At 64.8% G+C, this 14,004-nt stretch carries 13 protein-coding genes and 1 pseudogene; 10 read left to right on the top strand and 4 right to left on the bottom strand.

Features of this window, described 5'->3' with window-relative positions:
• The first annotated feature begins 15 nt into the window (after positions 1-15).
• The 4 genes from ACVJ5M_RS07885 to ACVJ5M_RS07870 all read left to right on the top strand — a co-directional run bounded on the left by ACVJ5M_RS07885 (position 16) and on the right by ACVJ5M_RS07870 (position 4,648).
• Positions 16-885, top strand: a complete 870-nt coding sequence (locus ACVJ5M_RS07885; protein ID WP_063980849.1) for an MBL fold metallo-hydrolase — start codon at positions 16-18, stop codon at positions 883-885.
• Between the two features lie 123 nt (positions 886-1,008).
• Positions 1,009-2,151, top strand: a complete 1,143-nt coding sequence (locus ACVJ5M_RS07880) for an alpha/beta hydrolase (protein WP_063980848.1) — start codon at positions 1,009-1,011, stop codon at positions 2,149-2,151.
• A gap of 66 nt (positions 2,152-2,217) precedes the next feature.
• Positions 2,218-3,189: an iron exporter MbfA gene (mbfA, locus tag ACVJ5M_RS07875; protein WP_063980847.1), complete on the top strand. Its 972-nt coding sequence runs from the start codon at positions 2,218-2,220 to the stop codon at positions 3,187-3,189.
• Between the two features lie 85 nt (positions 3,190-3,274).
• Positions 3,275-4,648 carry an IS30 family transposase gene (locus ACVJ5M_RS07870; RefSeq protein ID WP_456679274.1) on the top strand — a complete coding sequence of 458 codons (1,374 nt, stop codon included), beginning with the start codon at positions 3,275-3,277 and terminating at the stop codon, positions 4,646-4,648.
• 6 nt (positions 4,649-4,654) lie between these two features.
• Here ACVJ5M_RS07870 and ACVJ5M_RS07865 read toward each other — a convergent pair whose 3' ends face one another.
• Positions 4,655-4,894, bottom strand: coding sequence for a hypothetical protein (locus ACVJ5M_RS07865; RefSeq protein ID WP_456679273.1), 240 nt, complete (start codon positions 4,892-4,894; stop codon positions 4,655-4,657).
• A gap of 3 nt (positions 4,895-4,897) precedes the next feature.
• Between ACVJ5M_RS07865 and ACVJ5M_RS07860 the strand changes: the two genes are divergently transcribed.
• Positions 4,898-6,370, top strand: coding sequence for an amidase (locus tag ACVJ5M_RS07860; RefSeq protein ID WP_063980845.1), 1,473 nt, complete (start codon positions 4,898-4,900; stop codon positions 6,368-6,370).
• A 126-nt stretch (positions 6,371-6,496) separates the two neighbouring features.
• The gene (locus ACVJ5M_RS07855; RefSeq protein ID WP_063980844.1) at positions 6,497-6,850 is read left to right on the top strand and encodes a nuclear transport factor 2 family protein; all 354 of its coding nucleotides are present in this window, start codon (positions 6,497-6,499) and stop codon (positions 6,848-6,850) included.
• Positions 6,851-6,999: 149 nt separating this feature from the next.
• Here the strand turns inward: ACVJ5M_RS07855 and ACVJ5M_RS07850 are convergent, their stop codons facing one another.
• Together ACVJ5M_RS07850 and ACVJ5M_RS07845 are read right to left on the bottom strand one after the other, a co-directional pair.
• The gene (locus ACVJ5M_RS07850) at positions 7,000-8,088 is read right to left on the bottom strand and encodes a Zn-dependent alcohol dehydrogenase (protein WP_063980843.1); all 1,089 of its coding nucleotides are present in this window, start codon (positions 8,086-8,088) and stop codon (positions 7,000-7,002) included.
• A gap of 45 nt (positions 8,089-8,133) precedes the next feature.
• Positions 8,134-9,920 (bottom strand): annotated as a pseudogene (locus ACVJ5M_RS07845) (acyl-CoA dehydrogenase family protein).
• Positions 9,921-10,142: 222 nt separating this feature from the next.
• On the opposite strand from ACVJ5M_RS07845, the gene ACVJ5M_RS07840 reads away from it, so the two are divergent.
• The 3 genes from ACVJ5M_RS07840 (at position 10,143) to ACVJ5M_RS07830 (ending at position 12,021) form a co-directional block, all read left to right on the top strand.
• The gene (locus ACVJ5M_RS07840; protein ID WP_063980841.1) at positions 10,143-10,844 is read left to right on the top strand and encodes an SDR family NAD(P)-dependent oxidoreductase; all 702 of its coding nucleotides are present in this window, start codon (positions 10,143-10,145) and stop codon (positions 10,842-10,844) included.
• 111 nt (positions 10,845-10,955) lie between these two features.
• Positions 10,956-11,786, top strand: a complete 831-nt coding sequence (locus ACVJ5M_RS07835) for an enoyl-CoA hydratase (protein WP_063980840.1) — start codon at positions 10,956-10,958, stop codon at positions 11,784-11,786.
• Between the two features lie 64 nt (positions 11,787-11,850).
• Positions 11,851-12,021 (top strand): RNA polymerase sigma factor region1.1 domain-containing protein, encoded by a 171-nt coding sequence (locus tag ACVJ5M_RS07830; RefSeq protein ID WP_063980839.1) that lies wholly within the window; start codon positions 11,851-11,853, stop codon positions 12,019-12,021.
• Positions 12,022-12,145: 124 nt separating this feature from the next.
• Here the strand turns inward: ACVJ5M_RS07830 and ACVJ5M_RS07825 are convergent, their stop codons facing one another.
• On the bottom strand, positions 12,146-13,036 hold the full coding sequence (locus ACVJ5M_RS07825) for a LysR family transcriptional regulator (RefSeq protein WP_063980838.1): 891 nt from the start codon (positions 13,034-13,036) through the stop codon (positions 12,146-12,148).
• Between the two features lie 121 nt (positions 13,037-13,157).
• On the opposite strand from ACVJ5M_RS07825, the gene ACVJ5M_RS07820 reads away from it, so the two are divergent.
• Positions 13,158-13,997 (top strand): oxidoreductase, encoded by an 840-nt coding sequence (locus tag ACVJ5M_RS07820; RefSeq protein ID WP_063980837.1) that lies wholly within the window; start codon positions 13,158-13,160, stop codon positions 13,995-13,997.
• The last annotated feature ends 7 nt before the right edge of the window (positions 13,998-14,004 follow it).

The raw sequence follows: 14,004 nt of genomic DNA, 5'->3' as shown, positions 1-14,004 counted from the left end.
GCAAGGGAAGCGAGCATGAGCCTGAAATTCACCGTCGGCGATCTCACCATCCATCGCGTCATCGAGCAGGAAACCTCGTTCGTGCCGGCGCTGGAGATGCTGCCGGGACTGACGCCTGAGGTCCTAGCCGAGAACCGGGCATGGATGCGGCAGGCCAAGGCGCTGGACGAGCAGGACGTGCTGCTGCTGTGCTTCCAGTCCTATGTTGTGAAGACGCCGCATCACACCATCCTGATCGACAGCTGCATCGGCAACGACAAGCCGCGCCCGCAGCGGCCGAAATGGAACATGAAGACCGACGATACGTACTTGCGCGGACTCAACGCCGCCGGGTTCGCGGTCGACGACATCGATTTCGTGATGTGCACGCATCTGCATGTCGATCACGTCGGCTGGAACACGCGGCTCGAGAACGGCCGCTGGGTGCCGACCTTCCCCAAGGCGCGCTACCTCTTTGCCAAGCAGGAATTCGATCACTGGTCCGAGCAGAACGCGAAGGCGGAGATCCCGCCTTTCGCTGACAGCGTGCTGCCGGTGGTCGAGGCCAGGCGCCACGAGCTGGTCGGCAACGATCACCAGATCGGCGATCACGTCCGCATCCTGCCGACGCCGGGACATACGCCCGGCCATATCGCCATCACGATGGGCCGCGGCAAGGACGACGCCGTGTTCTCCGGCGACCTCATGCATTCGCCGCTGCAGACGCTCTATCCGGAGCTGTCGATCAAGTTCGACGTCGACCCGGCCGCGGCGGCGAAAACGCGCCGCAGCTTTCTCGAGCGCTATTGCGACACCGACACGCTGTGCTGCACCGCGCATTTCCCCTCGCCGTCGGTCGGGAAGATCAGGCGCAAGGGCAGCGCGTTCGTGTGTGCGGCGGTGTAGCGCGCGGCAATCGCCCGGCTTCCGTCATGCCCGGGCTTGTCCCGGGCATCCACGTTCTTACAATCAACGGCAACAAAAACGTGGATGGCCGGGACAAGCCCGGCCATGACGAGGAAACAAAAAATGGCCGACCTCCCCGACGTCCCTCTCCCCGCCGGCATCCGCTCGCGCTATGTCGACGGCATCAACGGCTTGCGCATGCACGTGCTCGAAGCCGGCTTCGAGACCAAGGGGCGGCCCTGCATCCTCTTGCTGCACGGCTTTCCTGAGCTCGCCTTCTCCTGGCGCAAGGTGATGCCGGCGCTGGCCTCGGCCGGTTATCACGTGATCGCGCCGGACCAGCGCGGCTATGGCCGCACCACGGGATGGACCGCGGATTACGACGGCGATCTCACGCCGTTCTCGCTCCTCAACCTCGTGCGCGACGCGCTCGCCCTGGTGTCGGCGTTCGGCTACAGGCAGGTCGATCTCGCCGGGCATGATTTCGGCAGCCCGGTTGCGGCCTGGTGCGCCCTGATCCGGCCCGACGTGTTTCGCTCGGTGACGCTGATGAGCGCGCCGTTCGGCGGAGCGCCGCCGATGCCGTTTGGCACCGTCGACAGTCCGGCAAAGCCGCCAGCAGAAGACCCCGTGCATCGCGAGCTCGCCGCGCTGCCGCGCCCGCGCAAACACTATCAATGGTATTACGCGACGCGCCCGGCCAACGCCGACATGCAGCACGCGCCGCAGGGCGTGCACGATTTCCTGCGCGCCTACTATCACCAGAAGAGTGCGGACTGGACCGACAACAAGCCATATCCGCTGACGTCGTGGTCCGCGGGCGAACTCGCAAAACTGCCGACCTACTACGTGATGGACGCCGGCGAGACGATGGCGGAGACGGTTGCGAAGGAGATGCCCTCGCCGGCCGCGATCGCCGCCAACCAATGGCTGCCGGACAGCGACCTCGCCTATTACAGCGCCGAATACGGCCGCACCGGATTCCAGGGGGGCTTGCAATGGTACCGCTACGGCACCTCGGGCATGCTCAACAGCGAGATGCAGCTGTTTGCGGGCCGCAGCATTGACGTGCCCACCTGCTTCATCTCGGGCAAGCAGGATTGGGGCACCTATCAGCGCCCCGGCGTGTTCGAAGCGATGCAGGGGCGCGGCTGCACGAAGATGCTCGGCTGCCATCTCGTCGACGGCGCCGGCCATTGGGTGCAGCAGGAACAGCCGGCCGAGGTGAGCCGCTTGCTGCTCGAGTTCCTCGCAAAAGTCGCCTGATTTGACCCGGGAACCCCGGCGCCTTATATAGTTTAGAATAATTCTAAACTATTAAACAGGTCCGCCGTGAAGACTTTTGCCGAACTGACCGAGCGCGAGGTGCTTGCGGTCGCGATCTCCTCCGAGGAGGAGGACAGCCGCATTTACATGACCTTCGCCGAGGACTTGCGCGAGCGTTACCCGGACACGTCGAAGATTTTCGAGGAGATGGCCGAGGAGGAACGCGGCCACCGGCATCGGCTGCTGAAACTCTATGAGGAACGCTTCGGCCAGCACCTGCCGCCGATCCGCCGCGAGAACGTCAAAGGCTTTCTGCGCCGGCGGCCGATCTGGCTGACGAAAAACCTGCCGCTCGACACCATCCGGAAAGAGGTCGAGACCATGGAGCTCGAGGCCGAGCGCTTCTACGCGCGGGCCGCCGAGCAGGCCGAGGATGTCGGCGTGCGCCGCCTGCTCGGCGATCTCGCCGAGGAGGAAAAGCATCACGAGAACCGCGCCGTCGCGCTCACCGACGAGATTTTGAAGCCCGACGTGCGCGCCGAGGAAGACCGCACGCGACGGCGCATGTTCGTGCTGCAATATGTGCAGCCGGGCCTCGCCGGCCTGATGGACGGATCGGTCTCGACGCTGGCGCCGCTGTTCGCCGCGGCTTTCGCCACCCACCAGAACTGGCAGACGTTTCTGGTCGGCCTCGCCGCCTCGATCGGCGCCGGCATCAGCATGGGCTTTGCGGAGGCGCTGTCCGATGACGGCTCGCTCACGGGACGCGGCTCGCCATGGCTGCGCGGCATCACCTGCGGCACGATGACGACGCTCGGCGGGCTCGGCCACACCCTGCCTTATCTCGTCCCAGACAGCTGGCCGAACGCATTCTGGATCGCGACGGGAATCGCCGGCGTCGTCGTGTTCTTCGAATTGTGGGCAATCGCCTTCATCCGCGCGCGCTACATGGACACCCCGTTCCTCCAGGCCGTGTTCCAAATCGTGCTCGGCGGCGCCATCGTGCTCGCGGTGGGGATATTGATCGGGGCGGCGTAGCTACCTCGGTGTCATGCCCCGCGAAGGTGGGGCATCCAGGGCGGATTCAATCGGTCGTCGCAACACTCGGAGGTTTGAGGTTGCGATGAACATTGTAAGGCGCCGATCGGCGCAATCAGGACGAGCCCCATTGCCATCGCCAGGACGGCCGTCTGTTGCAGGACGCAATGAACAGAATAAATTTTGGCGGGCGATTGCCGCGGGGCTAAGTAGCGAAGATGCTGCGCTGGAAGCCGGATTGTCACAACCTGTCGGAGGCAGATTATTCCGAAAGGCGGGCGGCATGCCACCAGCGATGTTCAGATCTTCGGCAAAGGTACTCTCCGGGCGGTACCTCTCATTGGTAGAGCGCGAGGAGATCGCACTGCTCAAGGTGCAGGGCCATTCCATACAGGAGATTGGACGTCGCCTGGGGCGGGCTGCTTCGACAGTCTCCCGTGAACTGCGGCGCAACGCGGCCACCCGCGGCGGCGGGTTGGAGTATCGGGCAACAACTGCCCAATGGCATGCGGATCGATCCGCCCGCCGGCCCAAGCCGACCAAGCTTGCGCTCAATGCAACCTTGCGCACTTATGTGCAGGAGAGACTTGCTGGCGACGTCGTAGCCCCGAGCGGCGCTCCCGTTCTTGGTCCCGTCGTTCCGTGGAAGGGGCGCCGGCATGGCCCGCGCAAGGATCGGCGATGGGCCAAAGCCTGGAGCCCCGAGCAGATTGCCCGACGCTTGCCGATCGACTTCCCGGACGACAAGACGATGCGCATCAGCCACGAAGCTATCTATCAAGCTCTCTTCGTCCAGGGCCGTGGCGCGCTACGCCGCGAGCTGACGGCCTGCTTGCGAACAGGGCGTGTATTACGGATGCCCAGAGCGCGCGTACGCAGGCGAGGCAAGGGTTTTGTCTCCCCGGAGATCATGATCAGTGAGCGCCCTGCTGAAGCTGCCGATCGAGCAGTGCCGGGACATTGGGAGGGAGACCTCATCCTCGGTCTTGGCAGCTCGGCAATCGGCACGCTGGTCGAGCGCACGACGCGCTTCACGATGCTATTGCACCTTCCCCGGTTGGCGGGGCATGGCGAAGCTCCGCGCGTGAAGAACGGACCTGCGCTCGCGGGACACGGGGCCGAAGCCGTGCGCGATGCGATCACGCGCACCGTCATCACCTTACCCGAAGAACTGCGTCGATCGCTGACTTGGGATCAGGGAGCCGAAATGGCTCAGCACGATCGTCTCAAGATCGATGCGGGTATCCAGGTCTACTTCTGCGACCCGCAAAGCCCTTGGCAGCGCGGCACTAACGAGAACACCAACGGATTGCTGCGGCAGTACTTTCCGAAAGGCACAGACCTGAGCATCCACAGCGCCGACGAAATATCCGCTGTGGCAGCGGCCCTCAATGCCCGACCGAGAAAGACACTAGGCTGGAAAACGCCAGCGGAGGCGCTTGACGAACTGCTGTCATGAGTGAAATTAATTGGTGTTGCGACGACCGATTGAATCCGCCCAGTACGCCGCGGCGGATGTGGTGAGAGCGAGTTCTCCAATGCGGGTCTCTGGAATACTGGATCGCCCGCCTTCGCGGGCGATGACGGCCGACTTGTTGCTGGACCTTCCCGCGATGACAGCTAGCCACATATCAATCGCGATCAAACGGCGGTTGCGGCATTCGGTCAAACTGCGCATCATCCCATCAGGGAAGCGCAGGAGCATGTCGTGGCGAAAACGGAATGGAGTTACAAGAGCGCGGTCGAGCTGTCGGCCGCGTTGACCGCAAAGAAGGTCTCCGCGGTCGAGCTCACGCAGGATGCGATTGATCGCATCGAACGTCACGACGGCAAGGTCAACGCGATCTGCGTCCGGGATTTCGACCGCGCGCTGAGCGCCGCGCGGGACGCGGACGCGGCGCGGGCGCGCGGCGAGCGGAAGCCGCTGCTCGGCCTCCCAATCACCGTGAAGGAATCCTACAACGTCGCCGGCCTGCCCACGACCTGGGGCATTCCCGCGCAGAAGGATTTTGTCGCGAAGGAAGACGCACTGCCAATCACGCGGGTGAAGGACGCCGGCACCGTCATCGTCGGCAAGACCAACGTGCCGCTCGGGCTCGGCGACTGGCAGAGCTACAATGACATCTACGGCACCACCAACAACCCCTACGATCTCGGCCGCACACCCGGTGGTTCGTCTGGCGGCTCGTCTGCCGCGCTCGCCGCGGGCTATGGCCCGCTGTCGATCGGCTCCGACATCGGCGGCTCGCTGCGTGTGCCGGCCTTCCATTGCGGCATCTATGCGCACAAGCCGACCTTCAGTCTCGTCGCCATGCGCGGCCACACGCCGCCGCCGCTGCCGCCTTTGCCGTTCGAGCGTGACCTCTCGGTGATCGGCCCGATGGCGCGTAGCGCCGCCGATCTTTCGCTTGTGCTCGACGTGATGGCCGGGCCCGATCCGATCGACGCTGGCCTCGCCTACCGGCTCGAGCTGCCGGCGGCGCGGCACACGGCGTTCAGGGATTTCCGCGTGCTGGTGATCGACACCGATCCGGTGATGCCGACCGACACGGCGGTGCGCGGCACCATCAACCGGCTGGCCGACAATCTCGCCAAGGCTGGCGTCAAAATCGAGCGCAACAGCCCGCTGCTGCCGGATTTCGCGGCCTCCACGCGGCTCTATATGCGCATGCTGATGTCGTTCCTCGGCTCGACTTTCGCGCCCGACATCTATGCTGGCGCGAAAGCGGCAGCAGCGGCGTTGCCAGAGGGTGACAACAGCTTGGCCGCGGAACGGCTGCGCGGTATCGCGCTCAACCATCGCGACTGGCAGGCGGCCAACGGCGGGCGCACCCGCCTTCGCGCGCAATGGCGCGAGCTGTTCAAGTCGTTCGACGCGGTGATCTGCCCGGTGATGCCGACGGCGGCCTATCCGCACGACCATTCGCCAGAGCAGGAAAAGCGCCGGATCAAGATCGACGGCAAGGAGCACGTCTATCCCGACCAGCTCGCCTGGCCGGGCATCGCGACGCTCCCCGGTCTGCCCTCGACCGCGATTCCGACGGGCTTTGCGCCTGATGGACTGCCCATCGGCGTGCAGATCGTCGGCCCGTGGCTGGAAGACCGCACGCCGCTCAAGCTCGCCGAGCTGATCGAGCGCGAATTCGGCGGGTTCGTGCCGCCCCCTTTGTTCAATGACTAGTGCCTCCCGTCATTGCGAGGAGCCCTTGCGACGAAGCAATCCAGACTGCATCCGCGGAGACATTTCTGGATTGCTTCGCTACGCTCGCAATGACGGAGTAAAATAACATAGAGGGAGAGAAACGTCATGAGCCAAGACCTCGACCAGCTCACCGCGCTCAACCACGACTATGTCGCGTCCGTGCAAAACTGCGACGTTAAACGCTTCGACGAAATCCTCGCGCCGGAGTTCTTTTGCTCCAATCCCGACAAGACATTGGTCGACCGCGCCGCCTTCCTGGAGCAGACGGCACGGCCGATCGCAATCCGCAATCTGCATGCGCATGATGTCATCATCCGCATCATGGGCGATTTTGCCATCATCCACGCTGCCACCAGCTACACCACCGCCGACGGCCGGCAGGCGACGGGGCGGTACACCGATTGCTGGACGAAGAAGAACGGGACGTGGCTCGCGGTATCAGCGCACGTGTCGCGGTGAGTTGAGGTCAGCCATCCTCACACTCCGCTGTCATGCCCCGGCTTGACCGGGGCATCCAGTACGCCGCGGCAATAGTCGGTTCACACAGCTTCCGCCGCGGAGTACTGGATCGCCCGCTTTCGCGGGCGATGACACCGTCATTGCGGTTGCTAGCTATCAAACACAATCACGCTGCGCAGCGTCTTGCCGGCCTTCATGTTGGCAAAGCCCTCGTTGATCTCGCTGAGCTTCAGCTTGGCCGAGATCCAATCCTCGAGGTGCAGCCGGCCGCGCAGGTAGAAATCAACCAGCCTCGGCATGTCCACGCGAAAATGGTTGGAGCCCATCGACGAGCCCTGGATCCTGCGCTCGCGCAGGAAGTCGAAGCCGTGCAGCTCGATCTTCTGACCGAACGGGATCATGCCGACGATGGTGGCCGTGCCGCCGGACGCCAGCATGCCAAAAGCCTGCTCCGCGGTCTCCTTGCGGCCGAGCACCTCGAAGGAATGATGCACGCCGCCATTGGTGAGGTCGCGCACCTGCTTCACGACGTCGCCGTCGGTGGGATTGATGATGTCGGTCGCGCCCAGCTTGGTCGCAAGCTGCAGCTTTGCCGGATTGGTGTCGATGGCGATGATGCGCCCGGCGCCGGCGATCTGCGCGCCGTTGATCGCGGCCATGCCGACACCGCCACAGCCGATCACGGCCACGGTCTCGCCGGCCGTCACCTTCGCCGTGTTCACGACCGCGCCGTAGCCGGTGATGACGCCGCAGCCGATCAGCGCGGCGAGATCGAGCGGCATCTCCTTGCGGATTTTGACGATGGCGTTCTCGTGCACCAGCATCTGCTCGGCGAACGACGAGAGGTTGAGGAACTGGTGCAACTTCTCGGGCTTCGACCATTGCATCCGGTTGGAGGCGCCCGGCAACAGCTTTACGGTGGTGTCGGTGCAGAGCACGGTGCGGCCCGTGGTACAGTTGTCGCAGGTGCCGCAGAACACCGACAGGCACGTCACGACGTGATCGCCCGGCTTCACATAGGTGACGTCGGAGCCGACCTGCTCGACGATGCCGGCGGACTCGTGCCCGAGCACCGCGGGCAGCGGATGCGGATACAGGCCTTCCATGAAGTGCAGATCGGAGTGACAGAGGCCGGCGACCGCCGTGCGGATCAAAACCTCGCGTGGGCCCGGCTTCGGCAGGCTGACATCCTCGATGACCAGCGGCTGATTGACTTCATAAAGGACGGCGGCCTTCATCGAGCACTCCCTATCGCTTCTTTTGGTTTGAGCGTGGAGTGCAGCCTACGCTGCCAGAACCAGTTCGCCAACCTCGCTCATGCCGGCGTCGCGATCCCCGAGCAGCAGCGCTGCGATCTTCGCTTGCGCGGCATTTTCCGTCAGCCGGAACGGATCGCTCGGCGCCACGCGATGGTCGATCACCAGCCGCGACAGCAGCAGCCGGCGCGCATCGCCGCGCATTTCGTGGATGCGATGCGCTTCCCAGGCGAGCGCGACCGCGCTCGCGACGTGATAGAGCAAGCTCGTCGCGCGGCGCGCATCGGCCTCGTTCTCGGAATTGCGCGCGACCTCGCGCGCGAAGCCGACGGCGCGATCGACGAGACCGCGCAAATTGTCGCGCCAGGCCTGCGGGACCGACACGCTATCATCGAGCCGCGCATGCAGATCGGCTGATAGCGCGGATTCGGCGCCGTGGCGGCCGACCGCGCGCCGGAGCGCATCGATGGCGACGATGTTGCCGGTGCCTTCCCAGACGGAGCCGAGATGGGCGTCGCGCAGCAGGCGGGGCGTGGCAAATTCCTCGATATAACCGATACCGCCGCGCATCTCGAGCGCATCGCCGCAAACCTTGCGCGCATCGCGCGTCGCACGGAATTTCAGCGTCGGCGTGAGGATGCGCAGCAGCGCCGCAGCATCCTGACTGCCAGCCTCGGCGCGGTCGAGTGCGTCGGCGGTCAGAAAACTCATCGACAGCGCCTGCTCGACCGGCAGCATGATCTTCAGCATCTGCCGCCGTCCCAGCGGCAGGTCGATGATGCGCTTGCCGCGAACACCACGCGGTTCTTGGCGACCGTCATCGCATCATGATAGGCGCGGCGCATCAGCGCGGTGGATTTGACGCCATTGGAGAGCCGCGACGAGTTCACCATCTCGGCCATCTGCACGAAGCCGCGGTCGAGCTTGCCGACCGCATAGGCGATCGCGCCTTCGAGCTTGATCTCGCCCGAGGCCATCGAGCGCGTGCCGAGCTTGTCCTTCAGGCGCACGATCCGGTAATGGTTCTGCGAACCGTCGTCGAGGAAGCGCGGCATCAGGAACAGGCCGACGCCGCGCGTGCCGGGGCCAGCGCCTTCGGGGCGCGCCAGCAGCATCACGACCTTGGCATCGGCGTTCGAGCAGAACCATTTTTCGCCATGGAGGCGCCAATGGTCGCCCTCCTGCACGGCGCGCGTGGTCAGTGTACCGACATCGGAGCCACCCTCCTTCTCGGTCATGAACTGGCCGCCCTGGGTCAGCTTGCTCATGTCGGTCTGGGTCAGGCCGTCGAGATATTTCGCCTTCAGCGCCTCGCTGCCGAAATTCGCCAAGAGCTTTGCGCAGCCGTCGGTGACGTTGATCGGGCAGCCCATGCCGAATTCGGTCTGGTTGAACAGGAAGGTGAAGGCGTGCTTGGCCACGACGGGATATTTGTCGGGCCAGCCCATGATGCCCTTGCGGATCGAAAGCGCGTGGATGCCGAACTCGCCGAACGCGGCATTCTCCAGCTCGCGATAGGCCGGGTGATATTCGATCCATTGCATGTCGCGGCCGAACTTGTCGCGCTGGTGCAGCACCGGCGTGTGCCGGTCGGCGAGCCGCGCGCAATCGTCGAGATGGCCACCGGCGAGCTCGCCGAGGCGATTGAGATGCGGCTCGATGTGGCGGAACAGCGTATCCGGCAGATGGATACGCAACAGATCAGTCAGCGCCGGATCGGCGCGATAGAAATTCATGCCTGATGTATCGGGCGCCAGCAGACCGGATGGTGCGGCCGCGACACTTTTTGGCTCACCTGTGACCGGCTTGTGCATGATCGTCCTCTTCGTTCCCGCCCGACGGCAATTCTTATCGCTTGCCGCTTGGGATGATGTCGATCATGCTCCAGTCGCAAAGTCGGATAAAGCCGCAAATTGTCAGGGAGGCATGATCGCCGTGAAGGAGCAATTCGCTCTGCGGAATTATGACCGACCCGGCTGGTTGTCCGCGCGGCGGATGCATAGATCAGCGGCTTCCCGTCTCCGAGAGATCACGCCATGGAACATCCGAAATACAAGATCGCCCTCATCGTTGGCGCGGGCGAAGGCCTGAGCGCCTCGCTTGCTCGGCTGCTGTCTGCGCAAGGCATCCGCGTCGCGCTGGCCGCGCGCAAGATCGAGAAATTAGGCGCGCTCTGTAGCGAGACCGGCGCCAAGGCCTATGCCTGCAACGCCACCGAACCTGAGGAGGTCGAGCGGCTGTTCGGCCTGGTCGAACGCGAGCTCGGCACGCCCGAGCTCGTCGTCTACAACGCCAGCGGCCGCACGCGCGGGCCGTTCGTCGATCTCGTTCCGGCCGATGTCGCGCAGGCGATCGCGATCAGCGCCTATGGCGGCTTCCTGGTGGCGCAGCAGGCGGCCAAGCGCATGCTGCCGAACAAGCACGGCGCGATCCTGTTCACCGGCGCCTCGGCGAGCGTCAAGGGGTATGCACAGTCGGCCTCGTTCGCGATGGGCAAGTTCGCGCTGCGAGGGCTGGCGCAGAGCCTGGCGCGCGAGCTCTCGCCGCAGGGCATCCACATCGCGCATTTCGTGATCGACGGCGGCATCCGCAGCGCGGCGCGGACCGAACCCGCCGACAAGCCGGATTCGATGCTCGATCCCGACGCGATCGCGGAGAGCTACTGGAACGTGCTGCAACAGCCGCGCAGCGCCTGGAGCTGGGAGCTGGAGCTGCGGCCCTGGGTGGAGAAGTTTTGAGTTGAGCTGTCGTAGGGTGGGCAAAGGCGCATAGCGCCGTGCCCACCGCCATGAATGAACAAACAGATGGTGGGCACGCTACGCTTTGCCCACCCGACAAGGGCGGGAAATATGACCACCGAAACCACCATCGATACCGGCACCAACGAACTCCTCTGCGTCATCCGCGACCGCGTCGCGGTGATCACGCTGAACCGGCCGGAGGCGCGCAACGCGCTGTCGGACACCTTGACGCCGGCGCTGCGGACGATGATCCGCACCTGCGGCGAGAGCCCCGAAGTCGGCGCGCTTCTGATCACCGGCGCGGGCGCGGCCTTCTGTGCCGGCGGCAACGTCAAGGGCATGGGCGCGCATCGCGATCCCAAGAAGCTCGAGATGTCGTTTGACGACAAGGTCGCCGACCTCCAGGAGCGGCAGCGGCTGCTCACCGGCGCGCTGGTGTCGGTACGCAAGCCGACCATCGCCGCCCTGCCCGGCCCCGCGGTCGGCGCCGGGCTCGCCATTGCCATGGCCTGCGACATCCGCATCGCCGCGCAATCGGCCTTCGTCGCCACCGGCTACGCCCGCATCGCGCTGAGCGGCGACTACGGCATCGCCTGGCTCTTGACCCGGCTGGTCGGCACCGCGCGGGCCCGCGAACTGCTGTTCACCGGTGATCGCGTCGACGCCGCGCGCGCAGAGGCCATCGGCCTCGTCAACCGCGTCGTACCCGACGACAGGCTGCAAGACGAGGCCTTTGCGCTGGCCAAGTCGCTCGCCGAAGGCCCGCGTCAGGCGCTGCGCTACATGAAGGACAATCTCGACGAGGCGCTGTTGTTCGATTTCGAGACCGCTCGCGACCACGAAGCCGGACGGCTGATCCGCCTGACCACGACTGCTGATCACAGGGAAGCCGTGCAGGCCTTCATCGAGAAGCGCAAGGCGGTGTTTACGGGGAAGTAGGGCTACGCAGCCAAGACCATCAGATCATTCCATAGAGTAGGTACCCCATTTTCAGGAGGGCTGAATGGATTGGTCTGAGATTGTGCGGAAAGCCGCGCTGCTGGCGGAGAAGACTGGGTATGTCACGTTCGATCAACTGAACGAACTGATGCCGTCCACCAGGCTGGAACCGGAAGACATCGAGGCCGTACTGACCGCTTTGAGCGACCGGGGTATCTGGATTGCGGAGGAGTAAGGTTCGCTCCTCCGTCCTCGTAGTAGGTCCGTAGCCCGGATGGAGCGGAGCGTAATCCGGGGCCGCTGGCGCACGTGGCACGAATCCCGGATTGCGCTTCGCTCCATCCGGGCTACGCAGCTCACTACTTGGCGGGCGCCCTCGCAAAATCCACGAATGCGCGCAGCGCTGCGGGCAATTGGCGACGGCTTGGATAGTACAGGAAGAAGCCGGGATAGGCCGGGCACCAGTCGGCGAGCACGCGAACCAGCTTACGCTTGGCGAGCAGCGCTTCGACCTGCGCCTCAAACACGTAGGCAAGCCCAGCGCCGTCGAGCGCCGCATCGACCATCAGATCCTGGTCGTTCATCGTCAGCGGTCCCGCGACGTCGATCGCGAGCTCGATGCCGCCGCGCTCGAATTCCCAATGATAGAGCGCGCCTGAGGTGAAACGGTAGCGGATGCAGGGCAGGCCTTTCAGGTCGCGCGGCGTGGTGGGCGGCTTGCGCGATTTGAAGAACCCGGGCGTGCCGACCACGGCAAAACGGTGCCGCGGGCCGATCGGGACCGCAATCATGTCGGCGGCAATGGTCTCGCCGAAACGCACGCCGGCATCGAAGCCGGCCGCGACCATGTCGATCAGGGCGTCGTTGATGACGATCTCGACGCTGACGTCGGGGAATGATTTCAGGAAACGCGTCACGATCGGCAGCAGTACCAGCTGCGCGGACTGGCGGGCGGCGGTGAAGCGCAGCGTGCCGGCGGGCTTGCCGCGGAAATTGTTGAGGTCCTCGAGCGCGTCGTCGATATCGCGAAAGGCCGGCGTGATGCGGGCAAACAGACGTTCGCCGGCCTCGGTGAGCGCGACGCTCCGGGTGGTGCGGTTGACGAGGCGCAGACCGAGCCGCTCTTCGACATTGCGCAAAGCGTGGGACAGCGCCGATGGCGTCACGCCGAGCTCGGTCGCCGCCGCGCGAAAACTGCGGTGGCGGGCAATGGCGAGGAAGGTCGCGAGGTCGGACGGGTCAATCCGCATTAATGAATTTGGCTCAAGAGCTTGCGGAATATATAGCAGATTATCTCAGCTATGGCGAGCCGCTACACCTTGCCCATCGGCTTCCGCACATCGTCGGGGCCAAAATGGAAAGGGCAACATCATGCGTGTCTGGTTCATCACAGGAGCATCCCGCGGATTTGGCGCTTTGATCGCCGAGGCCGCCTTGAAGGCCGGCGATGCGGTGGTCGCGACCGCGCGCGATCCGTCCACTGTCACCGCGCGCCTCGGCAGCCACGAGCGCCTGCTCGCGACCCGGCTCGACGTCACCAGCGAGGCCGAGGCGCATGAGGCGGCGGGCCAGGCTGTGAAGCGCTTCGGGCGCATCGATATCCTGGTCAACAATGCCGGCTACGGCCTGCTCGGCGCGATCGAGGAGGCCAGCGGCGCTGAGACGCAAAAGCTGTTCGGCACGAATGTATTCGGCCTGCTCGGCGTCACCCGCGCGGTGCTGCCGCATATGCGCCGCCAGCGTTCCGGCCACGTCATCAACATCTCGTCGGTCGGCGGTTACACCGGTTATCCCGGCTGGGGCGTCTATGGCGCGACCAAGTTCGCGGTCGAGGGAATCAGCGAAGCGCTGGCCGGCGAAGTGGCGCCGCTCGGCATCAAGGTCACCGTGGTCGAGCCGGGCTTCTTCCGCACCGACTTCCTCGACGACACCTCGCTGTCGCGCACCGCGCAGGTGATCGACGACTATCACGAGAGTGTCGGCAAGACCCGCGCTCACGCCGCCGAATTCAACCACGGCCAGCGCGGCGATCCGCGCAAGCTGGCGCAGGCCTTCCTGACGCTGGTCGATGCCAAGAACCCGCCGCTGCGCCTGCCGCTCGGCAGCGACACGGTGGAGCGGATCGAGGCAAAGAACCTCTTCGTTGCGCGGGAGCTGGCGGGATGGCGATCGGTCGCGACCTCGACCGACTTCACCAATGACGGCGCTTGAGCGAAGG

The sequence above is a fragment of the Bradyrhizobium sp. S3.7.6 genome (assembly GCF_054061875.1).
This window is presented reverse-complemented; position numbering and strand designations above follow the sequence as displayed.

What these genes read in the sequence shown, in the direction of transcription:
- ACVJ5M_RS07885 (WP_063980849.1), top strand. Translation starts at nt 16, where the DNA reads ATGAGCCTGAAATTCACCGTCGGCGATCTCACCATCCATCGCGTCATC.
- ACVJ5M_RS07880 (WP_063980848.1), top strand. Translation starts at nt 1,009, where the DNA reads ATGGCCGACCTCCCCGACGTCCCTCTCCCCGCCGGCATCCGCTCGCGC.
- ACVJ5M_RS07870 (WP_456679274.1), top strand. Translation starts at nt 3,275, where the DNA reads ATGAACATTGTAAGGCGCCGATCGGCGCAATCAGGACGAGCCCCATTG.
- ACVJ5M_RS07865 (WP_456679273.1), bottom strand. Translation starts at nt 4,894, where the DNA reads ATGCTCCTGCGCTTCCCTGATGGGATGATGCGCAGTTTGACCGAATGC.
- ACVJ5M_RS07855 (WP_063980844.1), top strand. Translation starts at nt 6,497, where the DNA reads ATGAGCCAAGACCTCGACCAGCTCACCGCGCTCAACCACGACTATGTC.
- ACVJ5M_RS07850 (WP_063980843.1), bottom strand. Translation starts at nt 8,088, where the DNA reads ATGAAGGCCGCCGTCCTTTATGAAGTCAATCAGCCGCTGGTCATCGAG.
- ACVJ5M_RS07840 (WP_063980841.1), top strand. Translation starts at nt 10,143, where the DNA reads ATGGAACATCCGAAATACAAGATCGCCCTCATCGTTGGCGCGGGCGAA.
- ACVJ5M_RS07835 (WP_063980840.1), top strand. Translation starts at nt 10,956, where the DNA reads ATGACCACCGAAACCACCATCGATACCGGCACCAACGAACTCCTCTGC.
- ACVJ5M_RS07830 (WP_063980839.1), top strand. Translation starts at nt 11,851, where the DNA reads ATGGATTGGTCTGAGATTGTGCGGAAAGCCGCGCTGCTGGCGGAGAAG.
- ACVJ5M_RS07825 (WP_063980838.1), bottom strand. Translation starts at nt 13,036, where the DNA reads ATGCGGATTGACCCGTCCGACCTCGCGACCTTCCTCGCCATTGCCCGC.
- ACVJ5M_RS07820 (WP_063980837.1), top strand. Translation starts at nt 13,158, where the DNA reads ATGCGTGTCTGGTTCATCACAGGAGCATCCCGCGGATTTGGCGCTTTG.